Genomic DNA, 23,701 nt, shown 5'->3' with positions numbered 1-23,701 from the left:
ACTGCACCAGAGATGATGTTGTTTCCGTACATCAGTGAACCTGCAACTGGTTCGCGGATACCGTCGATGTCCACTGGGGGAGCGGCGATGAAGGCGATGATGAAGCAGATGGTGGCGGATAGCAGGGTGGGGATCATCAGAACGCCGAACCAGCCTACATAAAGGCGGTTATCGGTCGATGTAACCCACTCACAAAACCGCTGCCATACGTTGGCGCTTTCGCGACGTTGGATGGTTGTGGTCATTGGTTTATGATTGCGTGATTTAGTTTTGAAGGTTCCGAGGTAGTGTTTTCTCTACCTGTATTTAGATTAAACCTTCTATTGAGTTTTGTAAAGCTTTTCAACAAAAATTTTTTTTCCCCTTCCTGATTCAACCTGGGGGCCATTTCATCTGGCGTTTGCCCAGGATGTGTAAATGTAGGTGGGGTACGGTTTGCCCGCCATCGTCGCCATTGTTAATTACGACGCGATAGCCGTTGCTGAGTCCAGCTTGTTCGGCAACGCGCTTTACAGTCAATAACAAATGACCCATGAGGGCGTGGTCTTGTGATTCGGCATCGGCAAGCTGGGGTATAGGCTTTTTGGGAATGACGAGGATGTGAACCGGTGCCTGCGGCTGAATGTCTTTGAAGGCGAGGGCCAAGTCGTCCTCATAAACGATGTCGGCGGGGATTTCCCGGCGGATAATCTTGGTGAAGATTGTGTCTGTGGATGGGGTCATGTTGATCTAGTTAGCTGTGCTTGCAGACATTTTACGCTCCGACGATAAACTTGAAGCGATCGCGGGAACTCTAATAAAAGATTCAGAGTTTCGCGGAGATTGCAATGCTTGCCAGAGTTTGGAGTGCATCTATCGTTGGTATCGATGCTGTAAAAGTGGGCGTGGAAGTCGATGTATCAACAGGAATGCCGGGAACTGTGCTGGTAGGATTGCCAGATACCGCAGTTCAAGAGTCAAAAGAGCGGGTGAAGGCGGCGCTGAAAAATGCTGGTTATGCCTTCCCAATGAAGAAAATTGTTATTAACCTGACACCCGCAGATTTGCGAAAGGAAGGCCCCAGTTTTGATTTACCAATCAGTGTAGGCATCATGGCTGCATCTGAGCAGGTGAGCGCTCAGATGTTGGGAGATTATTTGTTTCTGGGGGAAGTTTCTCTCGATGGCTCTTTGCGTCCGGTGGCTGGCGTGCTGCCAATTGCGGCGGCGGCTCAAAGGTTGGGGATTGCTGGTTTAGTGGTTCCAGACGGCAATGCGCGGGAAGCAGCAGTTGTGCAAGGGTTGGCGGTATATGGTTTCAAAAATTTATCGCAAGTGGCTGACTTTTTGAATTCTCCACAGCGTTATACGCCAATGCAGCTGGATGGTAGAAAGGAGTTGGCAAAAACGGTTTTGGGCGGTGCAGACTTAAAGGATGTGAAAGGACAAGTTCATGCCCGTCGTGCCTTAGAAATTGCGGCCGCTGGGGGACATAACTTAATATTTGTGGGGCCGCCTGGTAGTGGTAAGACGATGTTAGCGCGACGTTTGCCAGGAATTCTACCGCCGTTAAGTTTTGACGAGGCTCTAGAAGTTACTCAAATTCATTCTGTTGCGGGTTTACTTAAGAATAGAGGATCTTTGGTAAGCGATCGCCCTTACCGCAGTCCGCACCATTCTGCTTCTGGCCCTTCCCTTGTCGGCGGCGGCAGTTTTCCGCGTCCAGGGGAAATTTCTCTGTCACACCGGGGTGTACTTTTTCTGGATGAATTAACGGAATTTAAGCGAGATGTGCTGGAATTCCTGCGTCAGCCTTTAGAAGATGGTTTTGTCACCATTTCCCGCACAAAACAATCTGTAACGTTTCCTGCTCAGTTTACCTTAGTTGCCAGTACAAATCCTTGTCCGTGCGGCTACTATGGCGATACGATTCAAGCTTGCACTTGTTCGCCTCGACAGCGAGAACAATACTGGGCGAAGCTTTCTGGCCCTTTAATGGATCGAATTGATTTGCAAGTTGCAGTTAATCGCTTGAAGCCGGAAGAAATTACGCGACAACCGACTGGCGAGGATTCTGCACCAGTGCGTTCGAGAGTGCAAGTAGCACGCGATCGCGCTCATACTCGGTTTAAAGAGGATACATCTAAAGTGGGTTGCAATGCTCAAATGCAAAGTCATCACCTTAGAGAATTTTGCAAGTTAGATGATGCTTCTCGCAACTTATTAGAAGCAGCAATTCGGAAATTAGGTTTATCGGCAAGAGCAAGCGATCGCATTCTCAAAGTATCGCGGACAATTGCCGATTTAGCTGGGGATGATGACCTCAAAACCCATCACGTTGCGGAAGCAATTCAATACCGTACAATAGATAGAATGCAGTGATTATATATATATGTGGTTCTCGGCAAGTTGGGATGAATAAAAAGATGAATAAATCCGGTAAAAGTCATTATGATGTGACTCTTACTGATGAAGGCTGGAATGGGGTGCAATTCCGATATCCAGGTACTAATACTGTGAATTTGCTAAAGTAATCAATGAGTAACTTACAAACCAAATTACCAATAAATGAATGGGCGATCGCTACTTGGGATGAGTACATACAAGCTAGTGCAGAGCCGCAACTAGAAAAAGCTAAATGCTATTACCACAATAGACAACTACGGATAGAGATGACTCCCCAAGGCTACGACCACTCCTACGATAACTTTTCAATCGGTTCTGCGATTGCCATATTCAGTGGTATCAGAGCCATCCCCATCAGTGGAGTAACTAACTGTACTTTTAGAAAAACTGGAGAGGCAGAAGCTCAACCAGATTTAGCATTTTACATTGGTGAAAACGCCGAAATTATTCCCCCTGATACAACTATTGTTGATTTAGATACTTACCCGCCACCATATTTAGTAATTGAAATTGCTAAAACTTCTCTTTCAGATGATATAGGCAGTAAGCGAATGCTCTATGAAAAACTGGGAGTTGCTGAATATTGGGTGGTAAATGTACGTCAGTCACAATTGATTTGTTTTGCAATTGCTGATAATGGAAGTAGGCAAATTACCCAATCTCAAGTTTTGCCGTCTTTAACTTTTACCCTACTTGAAGAAGCTTTACGGAGGGGTCGTGAAACCGGTCGCAGTCAGTTGTATGCTTGGCTAATCAACCAAATTGAGTCTCTATCGTAGTTAGCAAGAGTAGCAAGAGGTACAATATGACAGTTGTATTCTGCGACACTTGCTGTGATCGAGCGTTATACGTTGCCTGAGATGGGCAATCTGTGGACTGATACCTATAAACTGAAGACGTGGCTCCAGGTTGAAATTGCAGTCTGTGAAGCCCAAGCTGAACTGGGTTATATTCCAACCCAGGCGGTGGAGGAAATTAAGGCTAAGGCTGATTTTGACCCGAAGCGGGTACTGGAAATTGAGGCTGAAGTCCGCCACGATATGATCGCATTCTTGACAAATGTCAACGAATATGTAGGGGATGCGGGACGCTACATTCACCTGGGATTAACCAGTTCCGATGTGCTGGATACGGGATTGGCGCTGCAAATGGTAGCGAGTTTGGATGTGCTGCTGCAACGAACCGAGGATTTGATTGCAGCAATTCGCAAGCAGGCGCAGCAGCATAAAAATACGGTGATGATTGGACGTTCTCACGGCATTCACGCGGAACCGATTACGTTTGGCTTTAAGCTGGCGGGATGGTTGGCGGAAGTGTTGAGAAACCGCGATCGCCTCCTCCGACTTCGCAAAGAAGTTGCGGTTGGGAAGATTTCCGGTGCAGTGGGAACTTATGCCAATATTGAGCCGAGAGTAGAAGCGATCGCTTGTCAGAAACTCGGACTCGAACCAGATACCGCATCAACTCAAGTAATTTCACGCGATCGCCACGCCGACTTTGTGCAAACCTTAGCGTTAGTGGCTGCAACAATTGAACGCTTCGCTGTCGAAATTCGCAACCTGCAACGCACAGACGTTCTGGAAGTTGAAGAATTCTTCTCCAAAGGACAAAAAGGCTCCTCAGCAATGCCTCACAAACGCAATCCAATTCGCTCAGAACGCCTAACCGGAATGGCGCGAGTTGTCCGGGGTCATGCTGTCGCCGCTTTGGAAAATGTTGCACTCTGGCACGAACGGGATATTTCTCACAGTTCTGTAGAACGAATGATTTTGCCAGATTCCTGCACAATAACTCACTTCATGTTAGTGGAAATCACCGACTTGGTGAAAAACCTGTTGGTTTATCCCGAAAACATGGAGCGAAATATGAATGTTTACGGCGGCGTTGTCTTCAGCCAACGGGTGATGCTAACTCTGGTAGAAAAAGGAGTCAGTCGCGAGGACGCTTATGCAATTGTGCAGTCTTGCGCTCATCAAGCTTGGAACAAACCAGAAGGTAATTTTCACGATTTGATTGCTAACGATAGTCGCGTTACACAGCATCTTTCGACTGAAGAAGTTGAGGCGTGTTTCGCTCCACAGCACCATTTGCAGCATTTAGAGGAGATTTATCAACGTTTGGAGATTTAATAAACCGCGTTAGCGAAGCCATGCGCGTTAGCGCTTAGGCGCGTTGGCGTAGCCGGCGCGTTAGCGCTTAGGACAGGAAGGAAGAAACAAGAAGAAGAAAACCCTTCTGTTTCTTCGTTCGCGCTATGCAGCGTCTTCGCGGTTCATTCCTGTTCTACTCTGTACCCCAACTCTAATAGATGTAGTCGAGATTGCCTCCATTTCGGCTGCACTTTGACAAACAACTCCAAATAAACTTTACCAGCAATTAACTTTTGGATTTGTTGACGAGCGTCGCTGCCAATGGCTTTGAGCATAGTACCCCCTTTGCCAATCAAAATCCCCTTTTGGGAGGGACGTTCAACGTAGATAGTGGCGAGAAGGCGGGTAATGGTAGGTTCTTCTTCTACTCTGTCAATTGTGACTGCTACTGAGTGGGGAACTTCTTCGCGAGTTAAGAGCAAAATTTGTTCGCGGATCAGTTCCCCCATGATGAAGCGTTCTGGCTGATCGGTAACTAAATCTGGAGGATAGTAATAAGGGCCAGTTTCTAAGCGATCGCATAATACTTGCTGCAACCCCTCCATTCCGTCGCCAGTCAGCGCCGAAAATTTCACAATCTCCCAGTTGTGAGGTTCCGCCAGTTTAGTGTAACTATCATCCAACCATTCAGAATCGCTCTGTTGTTGGTCAATTTTGTTCAATCCCAGAATAACAGGCGTTTCGGTTCGCTCTAGAAGATCGACAATGTAGCGATCGCCTCCTCCTGCTTCTTGCGAACCATCCACCACAAACAGCACCACATCAACTGAATTTATCGCAATTTGGGCATTTTTCACCAACACTTCCCCTAATTGGTGATGCGGTTTGTGAATCCCTGGCGTATCTACAAAGATTATCTGCGCTTCCGGTGTTGTCAGAATTCCCCGCAGTCGATTTCGCGTCGTCTGCGCCACTGGCGAGGTTATAGCAATTTTTTGTCCCACCAACTGATTCATCAGTGTCGATTTACCGACGTTGGGACGTCCAATAATGCCAATAAATCCTGACTTAAACCCCTCTGGTGCTTGGGGAATGCTAAATCCGGCAACCTCGCCTAGAATTTCACCCTGATTGGTATCGAATGTCGCGTCTGTCGTCGTGCCATCTTCCATGATCCGTGCGTTTCTTGAGAACACCTACATCACTGATAATACATATTCTCCTTCGTTAAGCGCATGATTCGTCGAGACATCAAACACTAAACCAGCTTTTTCAGCACAGATATCAATCACTATTGGCAAGTCGTCTTGTTTGTTAAAATTTATAACCTGGTAAAGTTTGTCTCCAGCCTTTACTGAAGTACCCAGCACAACTCTTGCTTGAATCATGCCTCCTACTGGAGCATAGTATTTGATAATCCTACTTTTGGACACAAAAGTAGGATTATCAGATGCAGTTTCAGACAACGGAAAGCCGGAAATTGCTAACATACCTTTTTGTGTCAAGTAATTTTTGATTCCTCGAACTCCTTTCGTTACCGACTCTGGATTCATTTGCATTCCCGAACCCAGTTCCAGCGTCCAAGAGTCTATATCAAATCTAATTTTGTTTCCCAGCTTTTCCAGCTGATCTTCCAGCGCTAACCACGGCTTGATAAATGCTTCATCAAAAGCATCTCCATCATATTCGTCAAGTAAAATCCCATAATCTAGAAGAAAATATTTGGCACTTTCTTCTCTACGCCAGAAGCCATACAAATAATCTATAGCTTGATTAGAGGAACTGTGGATATCAATTACATAATCGGCATCAATACATAAAGATTGGAGCTGATAGCGGTATCGTTCATTAAATGGCGCTCCACTGGGAGAATTGATTTTTTCTAAAAGTTTGTCAAACCTTGTTTTAATGCGTTTAAAATATTCGTTTCGTATAGCATCAATCTCCAAATTGATGTGAGATTTGGCAAATTCTTGTAAATTATCACATTCTTTTTCAAAGTCCCAAAAGATGCGATTCCAATCTTTTCCGTCGCTGGGATTGTACCGACCAGTAGAAAAATAATGAGTCCGCTGATTGGTGCTGACTGGGTTGCAGACGGGAACCAACCAAATTTCACCGTGCAACTGAGTGTCATCTATTGTTAGTAAAAATTCAATAAGTTGCTGAATAACGGCATTTCCAACAATTTCTGCACCGTGCAGATTAGCTTGTAAGTATGCCTTTTTGCCGGGGTTAGCACCAATGAATTTATAAACTTGAATCGATAAGCGATCGCCTGAAGCAAGTTGCTGAATTGGAATTGTAAAAATCGTGGGATTCATGGATAGAATATATTACACTAATATGCCTTTGCGAAGGGAAATCGCGGCTACACAGACGAAATTTGCTTGACGAAGATTTTAATATTAAAGCAAACGCTTATTTAAGCCTTGGCGAATGAAATTCGCGGCTACACAGACGAAACCTGCTTGACAAAGGTTTTAATACTAAAATCTGCGTTAGCGTAGCGTGCGCGTAAGCACATAGGCAAACTTTGTCTGTATAGCCGCGATTACGAACATCGCCTGGTAACTTACAAACAAACTATGTACCGGGTAAGGTACGCAAACGCTCATCTAAATGAATGCGATCGCTTAAGGCATGAAGTAACGGCCCATGAGCGCCAAACTCTACTATACTGACCGAACCCACCGGGCACCCCAAGCGAAAACGAAAGCGTCCGACATCAATTCCCAGCAAGCTACACAGCATAATCCGGATAGTTGCTTTGTGTGCAACAATCAAAACATTGCCGTTGTTAAACCGCTGCTTAATTTCTTCAATCACTTGTAACGAACGGTGAGCGATCGCTACCGCTAATTCTCCCTCAGTCGGCGGATACCAAGCCGGATCGGCAGTCCAGCGAATATAATCATCGTGATACTCCCGGTCAACTGTTTCTACAGTTTTTCCTTCCCACTTGCCATAGTTAATCTCTTTCAAACCGTCCCGCAACTCCATCTGCATCCCCACAGCTTCACACAGCGGTTTTGCAGTTGCTACAGTACGCCGCATCGGACTACAAAAAATAGCACTCCAGGGTAGGGAACGATAAGCAGCAGCAAAAGCTTTTGCCATCTCTACACCATCTGGCGTCAAATCTGGATCTATGGAACCGCAGAAAACATTATCTCGGCTGCGGTCTGTCTGTCCGTGGCGGAGGAAATAAAGCTTTAGACTCAAGGTAGTTTTCTCCGATTATCTGAGTTAAGGATACAACCACCTTTGGGATAACGATGTTTTTACGGGCACCTTAGCAAAGTCTATTCGTAAGTCTTACCATCCGGCATTATTGCACCAGTAAGCTTTGCTCCATCCAGGTTGGCTCCACCTAGATTGGCATCAATCAAGCCTGCTCCTGATAAATTTGCATTCCGCAAATCTGCCGCCCGAAGGTCTGCTAAAGCTAAGTCTGCTCCACGCAGGTCGGCGTAAATAAGTTCTGCTCCTCGCAAGTCTGCTTCAGCTAAGTCAGCGGCGCTCAGGTTGGCACTGTTTAAACTTGCCTTACTCAGATTAACCTGCTTCAAATTAGCGCAGCTCAGGTTTATAGAATTCAGATTGACCCCTTGAAGCTTTGCTCCATGCCAATTAACATCACTCAGGTTCGCTTGATTCAAGTTTGCTTCACTTAAGTTTGCTTCACTTAAATTAGCTCCACTCAAATTTGCTCTGCTCAGGTTTACTTTTGCTAGATTTGCTCCTTGCAAGTCTGCTCCACTTAGGTTAATTTCACTTAAGTCAGCACCAGCTAAGTTTGCCTTTTGAAGTGAAGCACTCGAACCAATAAAGCAAGCACCTGTTTCCAAAAGGTCAAATCCTGTAGGGAACCAAGTCGCGTTATTGTAAAGAGCTTGGTTTAGATTTGCTCCTTGAAGATTTGCCCCTTCAATATCTGCCCCAAACAAGTTAACTCTACTTAGATTGGCATTACTCAGGTTAGCTATCATCAATTTTGCTGTTTTCAAAGATGCCCTAGACAAGTTTGCCTCGCTTAGGTTAGTTGCGCTTAAGTCTGTCCCTTGCAGATTGGCTCCGCTGAGAGTTGCCTTATGTAGATTTGCCTGATGTAGATTCGTCGAACTCAAATCTGCTTTATGGAGGTCTGCATTTTCCAGAATTGCCTTGCTCAAATTGACATCCAAGGACAGTTTTGCCTCATATAATAATGAATTACTCAGATTTGCTCCACTTAGGTTTACAGCACCCCAATAAATCCTAGTCAGATTTGCTCCACTTAGATTGGCGTTACTCAGATTGAAGGAACCATATCTCAGGTCGCTTCCACTTAAATTGGCTCCACTGAGGTTAATACCAGTAAAATCTCTTTGTCCTTCGTTATAGCGTTTCAAAAATTCTTCAGCACTGATAGGCTTTTCCTGACTCTTTTCTTCAGATAGATAAGCCTCGATTAGCAGCATATCGCCAAAATATCCCAGCAGCAGAGTCATTTTTGCTACTTTGAATTTTTCAGCACTGAAAACTGTGACTGTTTGCTTCTGTTGAGCAGATGGCTCAATTTTCTCATCTTGCTCAGTTTTTAAAACATTCGCATTCGCCAAATTATCCGATGTGTCTACCACCGATTCACTAGAGGGTGGAATTATTTGTGGTGTAAATTCGTGACGTTGTTGCAAAGAAGCGACTTGCTCAGATAGCTGCGCGAGTTGCTGCAACTCAGGGCGAGCGTCGAATTGTTGTTTTAGTTCATCAAAATAGTGTTTAAGCCAGGTAATGTTTTGCTTGCGGACATTTAACTCATTTTCCAGCCGTTCAATCCTCGAAATCAGGGACGCTATATCCTGTTCTTTGTCAGCCATATTCGCTAATTTCCAGCTAACTACAAGCTTGGAAACATTATTTTTGTAAGCTTTATATCTAAGCCAGTAATGGGCTATTTAATAAACGCGATCGCTCATGATAACGTCCTAAACTCCTTCCTCAACCAAAATTCTTTGAACGCCGACGAATTCAAGGGTATCTACCGTTTCTTCCTCGACTTCTAAACAAAGCTCAATAGCTTCAAGGGATGCGTTCCATTAGTTCATCTAAGGGTTTTGCTTGCGTATGGCAACCAGGAATACTTGGCACGGAAGCAACAAAATAACCCTCAGAATCACGCTCAATAATTACGTTAAATTCTCTGCTTCTTTTTAGGATTTCACCACTTCAAAAACGCGGCATCACTTCCCTGTTCTTGCCTAATTTTTGCATCCTTCTCAAACCAAGCGATAATCTGCTCAGGTGTTAAATCTTCAATAACAACACCGTACTCCTCGGCGATGTGCTTCAACACTCTTAAGGATGAAATTGTTAATCTTGTCAAAAACTTTTCATGGGTTTGAAGCAGTGCTGCATCTACCTTGACCGCTTCTTCGTATGTCAAAAATTGTTCTGATGGTTGCTGTGATTGAGTCATAAGTATTATTAGTTACTGTTCCTTAATTAAATAGCCGCACCGATGTTCTCCATTAACAATCCAGTGCGTTCGTTCTACTTTACAATTTTGCAGGGCAGCGGCAAACATTTCTAATTCGTGACCGCAAACGCTGGGGAAAGATGAGGCGACGTGGGAAATCGCGCAGTTGTGTTCTGTCAGGATAAACTGACAATCGCTTTCCTGTACGGGATACCACTCTGCCATGTAACCTTCAGCTTTGCGGAGTTCGACCAATTTGGCAACGCGATCGCGCAAATTTCCCTTACCCAGCCTTACTCGATATTCCATCGCCTTGCGTTCCCAGTGCTTTCGTAACACGGTACTTGCTTGCTCATAGCCCAGCGTTTCTGTCAAGGTGTCGAGAAAATCAACCGCAAACTCTCCGTAACGACTCGGAAAGCGATCGCGTCCCTCTTGACTCAGCTGATAAACGTGCTGTGGTCGTCCCATCCCCGCTTGCACCTGTTGATGTATAATCAACCCTTCCGTCTCCAAATCCTTGAGATGGCGGCGGATCGCCTGTGGGCTGATCTCCAAAGCATCCGCTAACTCCTGCGCCGAGGCTTGACCTATTTTGAGCAAATGTTGCAAGATGTCCTGCTTAGTGGAAGGCTGCTTAGCGATCGCCATCGTCATTGTCAGAAAATCTCCTTAGGACTTTGACAACATCCTAGTTGCTAAAGTACCCTAAAATAGAAATAAAGCAACACAGATGTTGTTTTACTATTGTAAATGCAGTTTGACTGGGCGATCTACTCTGGACGCCCATGCCCCCCGCCTGCCAGCCACCAGAGTTTGTCCACAACACGAGAGAACACTTAATCAATGACTGCTAGCGTTAAAACCTTAGTCAATCAGCCCTATAAATACGGCTTTGTCACTGACATTGAAACAGATAGCATTCCTCGCGGACTTAGTGAGGACGTTGTTCGCCTGATCTCCGCCAAGAAAGAAGAACCGGAGTTCATGCTAGAGTTTCGCCTCAAAGCCTATCGGCAATGGCTGAAGATGACAGAGCCAACTTGGCCTCATGTCAAGTATCCGGCTATTGACTACCAAGACATCATCTACTACTCCGCGCCGAAGCAAAAGCCCAAAAAGCTGGGTAGCCTAGATGAAGTCGATCCAACTTTGTTAGAAGCCTACGAGAAGCTAGGGATTTCGCTTTCAGAGCAAAAGCGGTTGTCTAACGTTGCCGTAGATGCCATCTTTGATAGTGTTTCAGTTGCCACAACATTTAAAGAGAAGCTAGCCAAAGACGGCGTGATCTTCTGTTCTATTTCCGAAGCTTTGCGGGAACACCCCGAACTGGTGCAGAAGTACCTCGGCAGCGTTGTGCCAGTAGCAGATAATTACTTCGCCGCCCTCAACTCAGCCGTATTCAGCGATGGTTCCTTCGTCTACATCCCCAAAGGCACCAAATGCCCGATGGAACTCTCCACCTACTTCCGCATCAACAGCGGAGATACGGGGCAGTTTGAGCGCACGCTAATTATTGCCGAAGAAGGCAGCTCCGTGTCATATCTGGAAGGCTGCACCGCACCGATGTTTGACACCAACCAGCTGCACGCGGCTGTGGTGGAACTGGTTGCCCTCGACAACGCTGAAATTAAATACTCCACGGTACAAAACTGGTATCCCGGCGACGAAAACGGCAAAGGTGGTATTTACAACTTTGTCACCAAGCGCGGGCTGTGTCAGGGAGTCAATTCTAAGATTTCTTGGACGCAGGTAGAAACGGGTTCCGCGATTACCTGGAAATACCCCAGCTGCGTGTTAGTGGGCGATAATTCCGTAGGTGAATTTTACTCCGTTGCCCTCACGAATCATATGCAGCAAGCCGACACCGGAACCAAGATGGTGCATATCGGCAAAAACACCCGCAGCACGATTATTTCCAAGGGAATTTCGGCGGGTAAGTCGTCAAATAGCTATCGCGGTTTGGTGAAAATTGGTCCCAAGGCAAAGGGTGCGAGAAACTATTCTCAGTGCGACTCAATGCTAATTGGCGATAATGCCCAAGCGAATACTTTCCCCTATATCCAGGTGCAAAATAACACCGGAAAAGTGGAGCATGAAGCTTCCACCTCGAAAATTGGGGAAGAGCAGCTATTCTTTTTCTCGCAGCGGGGCATTTCCGCAGAAGATGCTATTTCGATGATGATTAGTGGCTTCTGTAAGGATGTGTTTAATCAGCTGCCGATGGAATTTGCTGTAGAAGCTGATAGGTTGTTGAGCATGAAGTTAGAAGGCAGTGTGGGATAAATGAAACTACAGATAAACACAGATAAACGCCAATAAATCATTCGAGTTTATCTGTGTTTATCTACGGTTGAATTTCTTTACTCAAAAAGGTAAGGCGGGCATTGCCTACTTTTAGGCTGAAATAGAATAAGAAACGCGAAGACGCTAAGGGCACAAAGGAAGAAGAGAGGAAAGATGATTATTGAAAATAGTGAGGTGATCCTATCAGTTCGGGATCTCACGGCAAATGTTGATGAAACTCCGATTCTTAAGGGCTTGAATCTAGAAGTAAAGGCGGGAGAAATCCATGCCATTATGGGGCCAAATGGTTCTGGCAAAAGCACCTTTTCTAAAGTTTTGGCTGGGCATCCGGCGTATGAGGTGACGGGCGGCGAGGTGATTTTCCGGGGGCAAAATCTTCTGGAAATGGAAGCAGAAGAACGTGCCAGAGCTGGGATATTTTTGGCGTTTCAATATCCTTTGGAAATTCCTGGGGTGAGTAATGTAGATTTCCTCAGAGTTGCCTATAATTCCCGCCGCAAGGCTGAGGGATTAGAGGAATTGGATGCTTTTGATTTTGATGAGTTGGTGCATGAAAAGCTGGATGTGGTAAAGATGAATCCTGCTTTCCTTAGCCGCAGTGTGAATGAAGGTTTTTCTGGTGGTGAGAAGAAGCGGAACGAGATTCTGCAAATGGCACTGCTAGAACCAAAGTTAGCAATTTTGGATGAAACGGATTCAGGATTGGATATTGATGCGCTAAAGATTGTGGCGGATGGTGTGAATCAGCTAGCAAATGCAGAGAATGCGATGCTGGTGATTACTCACTATCAGCGGCTACTGAATTACATCGTGCCAGATTTCGTTCACGTCATGGAAGCCGGAAGAATTATTACCAGTGGTGGTAAAGAATTGGCGTTGGAATTGGAATCTCGCGGTTATGAGTGGGTAAGGGAAGAAGAAGCAGCTGAGGTGGGTGCAAAATGACAATTCAAGTAACTTCTATCCCCAATCCAGAAGAAGTTGGGTTAAAGTCTGCTGCGACTAATCGAGATGCCAAGCTGATTGAGTTGTTAAACTTGTCTCGTAGTCAAGAATTACAGGTACTCGATCCAGAGATGGTTGGCTGGTTGCAAGAATTACGCGATCGAGCTGCTTCCTGGCTACCTCATCTCAAGTTTCCCACAACGCGGGATGAAGAGTGGCGTGTCACAGACATTTCGCCTCTGTTAAAGTTGTCTTTCCAAGCTGCAAAATCTGCCGATGTACCTCAGTCAGCAATTGAAGGATTAACTTTAGCAGAAGCAGCCGAAAGTCGTCTAGTTTTCGTTAACGGTGTTTATGCACCGGCGCTGTCATCTGTTGCCAATTTGCCAGATGGGATATTTGTCGGAAATTTAGCCCAATTGCCAATAACTTATCGCACTCGGATCGATAATTATTTCGCCCAGCAAAAGGGTTTTGATGAGGTATTCACCTCTTTAAATACGGCAGGATTAACTGATGCTGCTGTAGTGTGGGTAGCGAAGAATGTGGTAGTAGAAACACCGATTCATTTGCTGTTTCTATCTACTTTTAGCGATCGCCCGACTCTCTCTCAGCCACGCTGTTTGGTTGTCGCTGAATCTAACTCTCAAGTAACTCTGATAGAAGATTATCTGCCGGTCGGCGACTGGTGTGCGGATAAAACTCATCCGTATTTAATCAATACGGTTACAGAGATTTGGGTAGAAGAAAATGCTGAAGTTCGCCACAACCGGATTCAACGAGATAGTGGTGCAGCGTTTCATATTGGCAAGAGTGCGATCGCGCAATCCCGCAACAGCCGCTATACTTGCAATGCAGTGAGTTTGGGTGGCAAAATATCCCGCCACAACTTAGAAATTTATCAGTTGGGCGAACAAACTGAAACCACTCTCAATGGTTTAACCATGATTTCTGGGGAACAGATTGGCGATACTCACAGCGCCATTATTCTCAACCATCCCCACAGCACCACTCGCCAGTTACAAAAATGTATCGTGGCTGACAAGGCTCATTCCGTATTTAACGGTAAAGTCTTTGTTGCCAAAGCAGCACAATTGACGGATGCTGGACAATTAAATCGGAACTTGCTGTTGTCGCCCAAAGCGAGAGTCGATACTAAACCCCAACTGGAAATTATTGCCGATAACGTGAAATGTACTCACGGTGCAACAGTCAGTCAGTTGGATGATGAGGAAGTTTTTTACTTGCAAAGTCGCGGTTTAGACAAAGTGAGTGCTAACAACTTGTTAGTTGACGCTTTTGCTATTGAAATAATCAACCAGATTCCCATCGCTTCTTTGCAAACAAGCCTCTCTCGATGTGTTGCTTGTAGAACAGTCGAATAGTGTGGAATAGGTAAGAGGTAATGGGTAATAGTATTTTGAAGAAATAACTTCTAACTTTTACCAGTTACCAGTTACCAGTTACCAATTATCAATTACTAACTACCAATTACCAATGACTCTTACCAAAGACAGAACACTCGCCGATAAAGTCCGTGCAGATTTTCCAATTCTGCACCAAGAAGTCAATGGCAAGCCCCTAGTTTATCTAGACAACGCCGCCACATCCCAAAAACCTCTGGCGGTGCTAAACGCCATTCGGGATTACTATGAGCAGTACAATTCAAACGTACACCGGGGCGTTCACACCCTTAGCGCCAAAGCCACAGACGCTTATGAAGGTGCTAGAGACAAAGTTGCTGCTTTTGTAAATGCAGCCTCGCGCCAGGAAATTATCTACACCCGCAACGCCAGCGAAGCGATTAATTTAGTCGCTTACAGTTGGGGTTTAAGCAACTTGCAGCGGGGAGACGAAATCATCCTGTCGGTGATGGAACACCACAGTAACTTAATTCCTTGGCAACTGACAGCGCAAAAAACTGGCGCAGTCCTGAAGTTTGTGGAACTGACACCAGACGGAGTTTTTGACTTAGAACAATTCAAATCTCTGATTTCCGACAAAACCAAACTGGTTAGCACCGTTCACGTTTCTAACACTTTGGGATGTATAAATCCAGTGGAAGAAATTATTGAAATTGCTCACCAATACGGTGCAAAAGTCTTAATTGACGCTTGCCAAAGCGCACCACATATGGTGCTAGACGTGCAAGCGATGGATTGCGATTGGCTAGTCGCCTCCGGTCACAAAATGTGCGCCCCAACCGGGATTGGCTTCCTCTATGGCAAACTAGACTTATTGCGGTCGATGCCTCCGTTTTTAGGCGGTGGGGAGATGATTGCCGATGTGTTTCTGGACCATGCCACCTATGCAGATTTGCCCCACAAATTTGAAGCCGGAACGCCATCAATTGGGGAAGCTATCGCGCTTGGTGCAGCGGTAGATTATCTCAGCGGCATTGGTATGCACAACATCCATACCTACGAAGCTGAATTAACCGCTTATCTCTTCCAACAGTTGCAGCAAATCCCAGAAATCAAAACTTATGGGCCACAACCCACCAGCACAGGAGAAGGTAGAGCTGCACTCGCTGCGTTCACGGCTGGAGATGTCCACCCTCACGACTTATCCACCATTTTAGATCAAGCTGGCATCGCCATCCGCGCCGGACACCACTGCACCCAACCCCTACACCGCTACTTGAAGGTGCAATCTACTGCACGGGCCAGTTTGTATTTCTACAACACCCGCGAAGAGATTGATCTTTTCATCGCATCTTTGAAAGAAGCTGTCGAATTTTTTGGCAGTATCTTTGGCTAAGTCAACTTAAGCCTTGGCGAATGTAATTCGCGGCTACACAAAGTAAGTCCGCCTGCGCGGACTTACAAAAACTCAAAGTTTTGAAACCTGCTTAGGCAAGTTAAGTCTCGTGTAGCTGCGGTTTCAACCGCCCTTAAGCCTTGGCGAATGTAATTCGCGGCTACACAAACTAAGTCCGCCTGCGCGGACTTACAAAAACTCAAAGTTTTGAAACCTGTGTAGGCAGGTTTTGTCTCGTGTAGCTGCGGTTTCAACCGCCCCTTCAAGTGTAATCCTAGAAAATTGAGTAATTCAAAGTATGATTACCACCTCTATTCCAGCCGAACAAAGAACCATACTACCCAACATTAGCTGGGAAACATTAGAAGCCTTGTTGAGAGAAACAGGTGAAGATAGAGGCTGGCGGTTTGCTTATAACGGAAGCACTTTAGAGCTTATGACCCCGCTTTTTGAACATGAAAACCCCAAAATTCAATTTGACCGTTTAATATTAGTCATAGCTGAAGAATTAGAAATTGAAATAAAGAGTGCTGGTTCTACTACTTTGAAACGACAAATAGCAAATTGCGGCATAGAACCAGATAATTGCTACTATATCCAAAACGAACTAGCGGTAAGAGGTAAGCAAAAACTCAATTTAGAAACCGATCCGCCGCCTGACTTAGCTATTGAAATCGATATTACCAGCAGTTCAGTTAACAAGTTTGATATCTACTCAGCGCTGGGTGTCACTGAACTCTGGAGATATGACGGGCGAGTTTTAAAATTTTATCAGCTAACAGAAGGAAAATATATCGACTGCGAATTTAGCATTGCTTTTCCCCTAGTATCGGTAACTGAAATAAGCAGATTCATTGACCAAAGTAAAACCATCGGAGAAATTGCCTTGCTGAAATCATTTCGAGCTTGGTTGAGAGATAAGATAGTGATGATGAGAACGAGTTAGTCAAATGGCATACAGTGACTTTACTTTAGTTAGATTGTTAGCGTGGCATTGCCCATTCTAATAAATAAGAGTTTTAAACGTAAAATTTTTTATATAAATTAGCTTATATGTCTCAAGATTTATTAGTATGTATAGGCGATGGAGACGATATAGGTAACGTAATTGATTTTTATTTACTTACTAATGATTTAGATAACGCAAGCAATTTCTCTTTTCAAGTCAAAAGTTCTATTGAAAGAATAGCTAAAGACGCTCAAGTAGACATGGCAGCAAATTTAATATATGTAGCGGGCGATGATATATGCTTTGTAGTTTCTAAGAAAAATCATGTTTTAGATAAACTAAAGTTTTACTCAGATTTATTTTTTCAATTAACAGGAAAAACAATGTCTTTTGGTATAGGCAACACTCCAGTCGTAGCATCAATATGCTTGAGAAAAGCTAAAGTTTCTGGAAAGGGTCGAATAGTTGGATCTGGAGTATAAAATTGAAAAATCTATATATTTTTGTTACCAGTAATAGACCAGATCAATATCTTAATTCAAGTGTACACTGTATTTTAAATGAAGGAGTAAATCGCATTGTATTTGTGAAAATTACTTTTTCAGATAGCGATGTTTCACTGAATATGCTTAGGCAAAACGTAATTAATTTGCTAGATAATTTAAGCAAAGTAATTTATAAGTTTTATACAGGTGATCGTGCAGGAGAGACAGAAGACTTAAATAAAATCTATCAGCAGACTGAACTTATAATAATGAAAACCAAATATGAACAATGTTTGTTAGATCATATTAGTTGGGAAACAAAGATTATCAACTATACAGAAATAAAGTCTTATATTGCAAGTTGTAAAAAGCAATTCAAAAATAGTATATTTGATGTTAGTGGAATATCAAAAACTTTTTTAGGGGATATATTTGCGTGCTGTTTAGTAGAAGATATTCAGAATTTATATACTTTTGAATTAAAAATAAAAGAAGACTACACTCATCCGTGGATAATGTTAATTCATGCTTTACAGAAAGACAAACAATACAATTATGTTAATTAAGTAGAAACACCTATTTTTAGAGATTGCACAAATGCTATATTAATTAGGACAACTCCTTTAATTATCTCAATAATTAGTTCATTGATTTTTGTATTTTTAACTCTTGCTGCTTACTTTATACTGGGTGAGAACCATATAATTACTAAAGTTATTGATAAGATTGGAGTAGCACTAACTTATGTATCATTTCTTCTGATATTTTTTCCTTTACGTCTTAAGTAAAAGAAATATAGACAGAAATAGTTGCATTCTCCACCACAATATAAGTTAAGCGATCACATTCTCCACCACAACATCACAGAAGGATCGCATTCTCCACCACAATATAAGTTAAGAGATCGCGCATTCTCCACCACAATATAAGTTAAGAGATCGCGCATTCTCCACCACAACATCACAGAAGCGATCGCACTAATCGCGTCCTCGTCCGAGTTCTTCAATCAAGTCACGAATAGCATTTTGATTATTTTGAGCCACAATCGCCGCCGCCTCAGCAGCTTGAGCCGCACGCTGTGAAGCCAAGACAGCTTCCCTAGCAGTTTGGCTAAGTTCTGTAATTGCTCTGGCTTGTTCAGCCAAAACATTGACAAACTGCTGAATGGTCTGCTGTTGACGTTCAGCTGTCTGAGCTTGACGTTCAGCTGTCTGAGCTTGTTGCTCAATGACTGTTACCAGTCGCTCTAAGCGAATTTCAATTCGGTCTAGTTGGACGGTCATAGTGTTTTTTGTAGCTACTTTGACTGTAGCACCCAAAGGCTTGTGTCAAAAGTAGTTCTAGCGCTTTAGCATAGCGGCGCGGATGCACTAGAGCCGTAGCGTTGGAACTATGCTCCCTAAAGGAAGCAAAAACAGCAGATTGGCCTTGTGTAGCTGCGACAACAGTCATCAGCAAGCTTAGATTCTGACTAGCGGGTGATTACAATTAGCTTCTCAACTTGACAAAATCGCTACAGATGGCTAGCAGGTTTGGTGTTGCGAAGGGTAGGGGCATGATTAAATCTTGGATGGTGATTGGAGGCGTAACTTTTTTAGTTGCTGGCTTGAGCAACTTAATTACGCCCAATGATGTTAAGTGGTTCAAACGGCTGCAAAGACCGAGATGGTTAACTTTTGAGGCGGCTATTCCTTTGATTTGGATAGTAGTTTTTATTTGTGGTGCTTGGTCAGCTTATGTTGTCTGGGAACGCACCAAAAATTGGTGGCTAATGGGCTTCTACGTGTTACTAGAATTAGTTACAGTTGCCTACAACCCTCTGATGTTAAGGCTCCGCAGTCTCAAAGTCGGCACCATCGTAGGCGGAATTGGTTTCATATTAAGTTTTATTTTGGCACTAACTGTATTACAAATCTCGGCTGTTGCATCTGTGTTGTTAATTCCCTATTTACTCTGGAGTCCGATAGGAACTTACACTACTTGGGTATTGGCTAAACTCAATCCTGATGATGCTTAGAAACTTTTACAACGCCTCCTGACTTGTTCTTGACAAAGTGAGATGAATTGTATCGGCGCAGCCATTTAAAACTAGGTGAACTGAGTGGTTCCATTGGTTCCTTGACTGCCTCTTGCAAGATTTTTGAGTATTGCTGGGCAATAATCTCAGGGGTAAAGTTTGACTCCAGATATTGACGCCCAGCCTGTCCCATCCGAGTCTGCAATTGCGGGGAAGTTGCTAAACAACGAATAAACTTAGCTAGACCACTAGCATCCCCATTGTTGAAGGCAGCACCACAATTAGCTTCAGTCATCAACTGGCGGAGATAGGAGTGCTGTTCGCTAATTACAGCAATGGGACGCCCAGCTGCTAAAGCGGCGTAGAACTTACTGGGTACTACTAATCCTTCCATGCCTGCGCTAATGCTGACTAAGGATAAGTCGCAAGCTGTGAGGGAGTAGGGTAAATTCTGCTTGCTTTGGTATGGCAAAAAGCGACAATTGCTTAAGCCGAGAGTGCTGATTTTATTGATGCAAGTTTGGCGCTTGGCACCGTTGCCAATGAAAACAAACTGAATGGGTTCATTTTCCAGCAGGCTAGCTGCTTCTAAAATTGTCTCCATGTCGTGACAGCGCCCCATGTTACCAGAGTAGAGGACGGTGAAAGTGTCAACTAGATTAAATTCTTGGGCGAACCAATTATCTTGCTTGGCAATGGGTACAATCCAGCCTGGATCTGCCCAGTTATGAATTACGGAAATCTTATTAGTAACTTCTGGGCATTTGGCGACTACTCGCTCTTTCATTGAAGGGCTGAGGACGATAATTCTTTTAGCATTTTTCCAAACACAACTGTTGAGAAAATTCCAAAATCGAACTAATAGGTTTTGGGCAGGAACGACATTGAGTTCGACAGCAACATCGGGATATAGGTCGTAGAGGAGACAAACGTAGGGTAAATCAAAGCATAAGTTAGCTAAGTAGCCGAGAATTGGCAAGAAAGGCGGGGCTGTGGTGAGGAGCAAAATATCGCCGCGACTGCCAGTTTTTATCAGGTGGAGTCCGGAGCGCAGGCAGAATAAGAGTCCATTGACGGCTTTGCCGCGAATTCGCTGGGGCCAGATCCGAGCAGTGCGCGATCGCTTAACTAAAAGTCGCTCCGAGCGCTCAATTGGTGGTGCCGTTTGCTTTCGGAAGGCGTACCCCGGCTGTCCGGTAAAGATTTGCACTGGCAAACCTAAGGAACCCAAGTTAACTGCTAGTTCTTCAATCAGCTGCCCCGTCGCTGCGTAGTCTGGCGGATAATATTGGGTAATGATAGACAGTCTTACGGGCAGGTTAGAAGGACTTAGCGCTTCTGGCTTCAAAGACTGGGTTTCTGGGAACCCGCCCCTACTAATATGCTGTTTTGGAATCTTCCCGTTGCTCATGCAGCCTCGCTGACTTCGTAGGGATAATGTGTAATTGATGTTACTACCGTGTAGAGTTTACCGATAAATTCGGTAGCTGGATAAACAGGTGAAACCCACTGATAACAAAGAATTTTCTGATTTTTGAAATTTACCAACCGTGTAGGGACTAAAAAAACTACAGATTTGCCTATAATTATCCGGATCGCATCCAGAATAATCTGGTAAAGACTGATTAGAGACTTCCTGGGTGAGCAGTGTCGCCCATCTAAGGGAGTAACTTCGTCACTTTTTTACAGCTGATCCCTAAAATATAATCGCAGCAATCTAGTCATGGATTTTATCCTGATAGGCTAGCACAGTGCTGTATCTAGAATTCAGGAGCCACAAGGGAGCCACAATTGGGGAATTGGGCTGGCATTAGGCACTCCTGACTCCTGAATTCTTTACTCGGCATTTTTAAGCTATGGGTTCCGATGGAGATTTTCAGCCGTTGCTGCCACAAAGTACAGGGAACCAGAGGAGCGCCATAAAACCGCCCTACGGCGGCGGCCTTCCCCGTTCTACTGGGTTTAACGAGGCTGACGAAGATAAACTGGATCTTCGTCAGCTATTGGCTGTTGTCAGGCGTCGGGCGATCGTGATTACGGGGGTAGCGATCGCTGTAACTTCTGGAGCTGTATCTTGGGTTTTAAGTCGCACTCCCAAGTACGAAGGCAGGTTTCAGCTGTTGGTAGGCTCTGTAACTGGTGAAGATAAGTTTGATGAATTGAACCAAAGTCTGGGCAAAAATGTCAGCATTCAAGCTCCCCGCATAGATTACGCTACTCAAATTCAGGTCTTATGGAGTCCTCAAGTAATTTCTCCAATCGTTGAGAAAATTAAAGAGCGATATCCAGAGATTGATTACAGTACGCTGGTGCAAAAACTGGCGATTAATCGGCTGTCTGAAACCAAAATTTTAGAAGTCAGTTACCAGGATTCAGACCCGCAAAAAATTCAATTTATTCTAGAAAAAGTTGCTGATGGCTATGTTGACTACAGTCTCTCTCAACAGCAAAATAGCCTGCAACAAGGCATTAAATTTGTTGAAAAGCAGCTAGAAAAACAATATGAGCGAGTAGACAAACTTCAGGAAAAACTCCAGGAGTTTCGCCAAAAATATAACCTCATCGATCCGGAAACTCAGGGGCAACTGCTAACTAATCGCGTTAGCGGCATTGTGCAGCAGCGACAGGAAACCCAAAGCAGACTGGGCGAAACGCGATCGCTTTACTCAACTTTGCAAAAACAATTAGGGTTAGAACCGAATCAGGCGCTGGCGGTGGCGGCGCTTTCGGAAGCACCCCGCTATCAGCAGTTACTCAATCAACTTTCTGAGGTAGAAAGTAAAATTGCTGCTGAGTCAGCGCGGTTCACGCAAGAAAGCCCTAACATTCAAAAACTGCTGGAACAGCGGGAAAATTTGCTGCCTTTGTTACGACAAGAAGCGGTGGCGGTATTGGGAAGCAATTCTTCTGGTGTGGTTTTAGATGCCGAGAGTGCATCCCCAAATTCGATTCGCCTGTCTCTAACTAAGGAGATGGTGGAGGCGGCTAATCAGATTCGGGTGCTGGAAAGGCGTCAGCAAGCGATCGCTCTTGCCGAAAATCAGATGAGTCAACAGCTCAAACAACTAGCTGTCACTGCTCGTTATTACACAGATTTACAGCGAGAGCTACAGGTCGCAACAGAAAGCTTGAACCGCTTTCTCGGTGTCCGGGAAACCCTACAGATTGAGGCGGCGCGAAAAAATCTTCCTTGGCAAAAGCTTTCTGAACCTAAACAGCCTCAAGAACCGATTTCACCTAATGCGCCACGCAGTATTTTGCTAGGTGCGGTGGCTGGGTTACTAGCAGGAATGGGAGCGGCGTTGTTAATCGAAAAATTGGACAACGTGTTTCACTCTCCCGATGAGTTGAAAGATAGCACTGGATTACCGATTTTGGGACTAATTCCTTTCAATAAACAACTCGCTAATAGTCAGCAGTCAGTTGTTAGTGGTCAGTCGTCAGTCGTGAAGGGACAACTGGCACACTACAATGCTTCCCCGTTTTTGGAAGCCTTCCGCTCTCTTCATGCGAATATTTATTTTCTCAGCCCGGATAAGCCACTGAGATCGCTAGTTATTAGTTCCTCGGTTCCGGCAGAAGGAAAATCAACTCTTTCAACGCACTTGGCGCAAGCCGCAGCTGCTATGGGTCAGCGGGTTTTACTGGTGGATGCGGATCTCAGGCTACCGCAAGTTCATAAATTGACGGATTTGCCTAATGTCTGGGGACTCAGCCATGTCATTTCCACAGACATGAATGTGGATGATATTATCCAGCGATCGCCCTTAGAAGACAATCTCTTTGTGTTAACTGCTGGTCAAATTCCCCCAGACCCCACCAGGCTGCTTTCATCCAAAAAAATGCAGAATTTAATCCAGCGTTTTGAAGAAGCTTTTGACCTGGTTATTTACGATACACCACCACTTTTAGGACTTGCAGACACCAAACTTTTATCTCCTCATACCGATGGTATTGTCCTGGTTGTGGGATTGGGTCGCACAGACCGAGCGGTGCTAAGGCAAGTTTTAGATGGATTAAAAACTTCTCATGCTCCTGTTTTGGGTTTGGTAGCGAATGGAGTTAAAGGCTATACGACTAGCTCCTATGATTACTATCACCGTTACTACACTAAAGTTCCTGGGAAACAGCAGCCTGTGAACAATAGCTGATACTAATTCATTGTGTTTATTTCTGGTTCCCAGTCTCTGACTGGGAATATTTTTTTGTTAGCGAAGCGGCGCTTAGCTAACATATAGCCTTTGGAATTTCTACCCTATGGGGGAGGCAGAGACTCCCAAACAGCGTTCCTAGTTTTAGGTTA

Annotated in this window: 22 protein-coding genes and 2 pseudogenes; 12 read left to right on the top strand and 12 right to left on the bottom strand. The window is 44.5% G+C overall.

Annotated elements, in window-relative coordinates:
- Positions 1-245: pseudogene (locus H6F66_RS06405) on the bottom strand (photosystem II q(b) protein); the annotation flags it as partial.
- 127 nt (positions 246-372) lie between these two features.
- Positions 373-723, bottom strand: a complete 351-nt coding sequence (locus tag H6F66_RS06400) for a histidine triad nucleotide-binding protein (protein ID WP_190419385.1) — start codon at positions 721-723, stop codon at positions 373-375.
- Between the two features lie 104 nt (positions 724-827).
- Here H6F66_RS06400 and H6F66_RS06395 point away from each other — a divergent pair, with 104 nt between their 5' ends.
- The 3 genes from H6F66_RS06395 (at position 828) to purB (ending at position 4,513) form a co-directional block, all read left to right on the top strand.
- The gene (locus H6F66_RS06395) at positions 828-2,360 is read left to right on the top strand and encodes a YifB family Mg chelatase-like AAA ATPase (RefSeq protein WP_190419383.1); all 1,533 of its coding nucleotides are present in this window, start codon (positions 828-830) and stop codon (positions 2,358-2,360) included.
- A gap of 155 nt (positions 2,361-2,515) precedes the next feature.
- Positions 2,516-3,163, top strand: a complete 648-nt coding sequence (locus H6F66_RS06390; protein WP_190419381.1) for a Uma2 family endonuclease — start codon at positions 2,516-2,518, stop codon at positions 3,161-3,163.
- Between the two features lie 54 nt (positions 3,164-3,217).
- Complete coding sequence (purB, locus tag H6F66_RS06385; protein WP_190419379.1) at positions 3,218-4,513, top strand: adenylosuccinate lyase; 1,296 nt, start codon at positions 3,218-3,220, stop codon at positions 4,511-4,513.
- Between the two features lie 143 nt (positions 4,514-4,656).
- Here purB and era read toward each other — a convergent pair whose 3' ends face one another.
- The 7 genes and pseudogenes from era to sufR form a co-directional block, all read right to left on the bottom strand.
- A complete protein-coding gene (gene era / locus H6F66_RS06380) occupies positions 4,657-5,646 on the bottom strand; it encodes a GTPase Era (protein ID WP_190419397.1) in 990 nt (329 codons plus the stop codon).
- A gap of 24 nt (positions 5,647-5,670) precedes the next feature.
- Positions 5,671-6,798: a succinylglutamate desuccinylase/aspartoacylase family protein gene (locus tag H6F66_RS06375; protein ID WP_190419376.1), complete on the bottom strand. Its 1,128-nt coding sequence runs from the start codon at positions 6,796-6,798 to the stop codon at positions 5,671-5,673.
- A gap of 262 nt (positions 6,799-7,060) precedes the next feature.
- Entirely contained in the window at positions 7,061-7,699 is a 639-nt protein-coding gene (locus tag H6F66_RS06370; protein ID WP_190419374.1) for a histidine phosphatase family protein, read from the bottom strand.
- Positions 7,700-7,779: 80 nt separating this feature from the next.
- Positions 7,780-9,336 carry a pentapeptide repeat-containing protein gene (locus H6F66_RS06365; RefSeq protein ID WP_190419372.1) on the bottom strand — a complete coding sequence of 519 codons (1,557 nt, stop codon included), beginning with the start codon at positions 9,334-9,336 and terminating at the stop codon, positions 7,780-7,782.
- A 108-nt stretch (positions 9,337-9,444) separates the two neighbouring features.
- Positions 9,445-9,676: pseudogene (locus H6F66_RS29225) on the bottom strand (type II toxin-antitoxin system HicB family antitoxin).
- A gap of 1 nt (position 9,677) precedes the next feature.
- Entirely contained in the window at positions 9,678-9,935 is a 258-nt protein-coding gene (locus H6F66_RS06360; protein ID WP_190419370.1) for a hypothetical protein, read from the bottom strand.
- 12 nt (positions 9,936-9,947) lie between these two features.
- Positions 9,948-10,586 (bottom strand): iron-sulfur cluster biosynthesis transcriptional regulator SufR, encoded by a 639-nt coding sequence (gene sufR, locus H6F66_RS06355; RefSeq protein WP_190419395.1) that lies wholly within the window; start codon positions 10,584-10,586, stop codon positions 9,948-9,950.
- Positions 10,587-10,781: 195 nt separating this feature from the next.
- Here sufR and sufB point away from each other — a divergent pair, with 195 nt between their 5' ends.
- From sufB to H6F66_RS06320, 7 genes are all read left to right on the top strand, one after another.
- Positions 10,782-12,221, top strand: coding sequence for a Fe-S cluster assembly protein SufB (gene sufB / locus H6F66_RS06350; protein WP_190419368.1), 1,440 nt, complete (start codon positions 10,782-10,784; stop codon positions 12,219-12,221).
- 174 nt (positions 12,222-12,395) lie between these two features.
- Complete coding sequence (sufC, locus tag H6F66_RS06345) at positions 12,396-13,187, top strand: Fe-S cluster assembly ATPase SufC (RefSeq protein ID WP_190412100.1); 792 nt, start codon at positions 12,396-12,398, stop codon at positions 13,185-13,187.
- A complete protein-coding gene (sufD, locus tag H6F66_RS06340; RefSeq protein ID WP_190419366.1) occupies positions 13,184-14,572 on the top strand; it encodes a Fe-S cluster assembly protein SufD in 1,389 nt (462 codons plus the stop codon). Before sufC ends, sufD begins: the two co-directional genes overlap by 4 nt.
- A 112-nt stretch (positions 14,573-14,684) precedes the next feature.
- Entirely contained in the window at positions 14,685-15,947 is a 1,263-nt protein-coding gene (locus tag H6F66_RS06335) for a SufS family cysteine desulfurase (protein WP_190419364.1), read from the top strand.
- A gap of 298 nt (positions 15,948-16,245) precedes the next feature.
- Positions 16,246-16,893 carry a Uma2 family endonuclease gene (locus tag H6F66_RS06330; protein ID WP_190419362.1) on the top strand — a complete coding sequence of 216 codons (648 nt, stop codon included), beginning with the start codon at positions 16,246-16,248 and terminating at the stop codon, positions 16,891-16,893.
- 107 nt (positions 16,894-17,000) lie between these two features.
- Entirely contained in the window at positions 17,001-17,378 is a 378-nt protein-coding gene (locus H6F66_RS06325) for a mCpol domain-containing protein (RefSeq protein WP_190419359.1), read from the top strand.
- 2 nt (positions 17,379-17,380) lie between these two features.
- Positions 17,381-17,947 (top strand): hypothetical protein, encoded by a 567-nt coding sequence (locus H6F66_RS06320; RefSeq protein ID WP_190419357.1) that lies wholly within the window; start codon positions 17,381-17,383, stop codon positions 17,945-17,947.
- 275 nt (positions 17,948-18,222) lie between these two features.
- Here H6F66_RS06320 and H6F66_RS06315 read toward each other — a convergent pair whose 3' ends face one another.
- Complete coding sequence (locus H6F66_RS06315) at positions 18,223-18,387, bottom strand: hypothetical protein (RefSeq protein ID WP_190419355.1); 165 nt, start codon at positions 18,385-18,387, stop codon at positions 18,223-18,225.
- A complete protein-coding gene (locus H6F66_RS06310) occupies positions 18,359-18,664 on the bottom strand; it encodes a hypothetical protein (RefSeq protein WP_190419353.1) in 306 nt (101 codons plus the stop codon). Before H6F66_RS06310 ends, H6F66_RS06315 begins: the two co-directional genes overlap by 29 nt.
- Positions 18,665-18,936: 272 nt before the next feature.
- Between H6F66_RS06310 and H6F66_RS06305 the strand changes: the two genes are divergently transcribed.
- Positions 18,937-19,398, top strand: a complete 462-nt coding sequence (locus H6F66_RS06305) for a TspO/MBR family protein (RefSeq protein ID WP_190419351.1) — start codon at positions 18,937-18,939, stop codon at positions 19,396-19,398.
- Here H6F66_RS06305 and H6F66_RS06300 read toward each other — a convergent pair.
- A complete protein-coding gene (locus tag H6F66_RS06300; protein WP_190419350.1) occupies positions 19,379-20,809 on the bottom strand; it encodes a glycosyltransferase family 4 protein in 1,431 nt (476 codons plus the stop codon). The genes H6F66_RS06305 and H6F66_RS06300 overlap by 20 nt on opposite strands.
- A 445-nt stretch (positions 20,810-21,254) precedes the next feature.
- On the opposite strand from H6F66_RS06300, the gene H6F66_RS06295 reads away from it, so the two are divergent.
- On the top strand, positions 21,255-23,549 hold the full coding sequence (locus tag H6F66_RS06295; protein ID WP_190419348.1) for a polysaccharide biosynthesis tyrosine autokinase: 2,295 nt from the start codon (positions 21,255-21,257) through the stop codon (positions 23,547-23,549).
- Positions 23,550-23,701: the final 152 nt, after the last annotated feature.

It is taken from the genome of Trichocoleus sp. FACHB-6 (assembly GCF_014695815.1).
In the GTDB taxonomy this organism is placed as follows: Bacteria; Cyanobacteriota; Cyanobacteriia; order Cyanobacteriales; family FACHB-T130; genus Funiculus; species Funiculus sociatus.
Note: the sequence above shows the minus strand (reverse complement) of the source record. Positions and strands in the feature narration are given on the sequence as shown.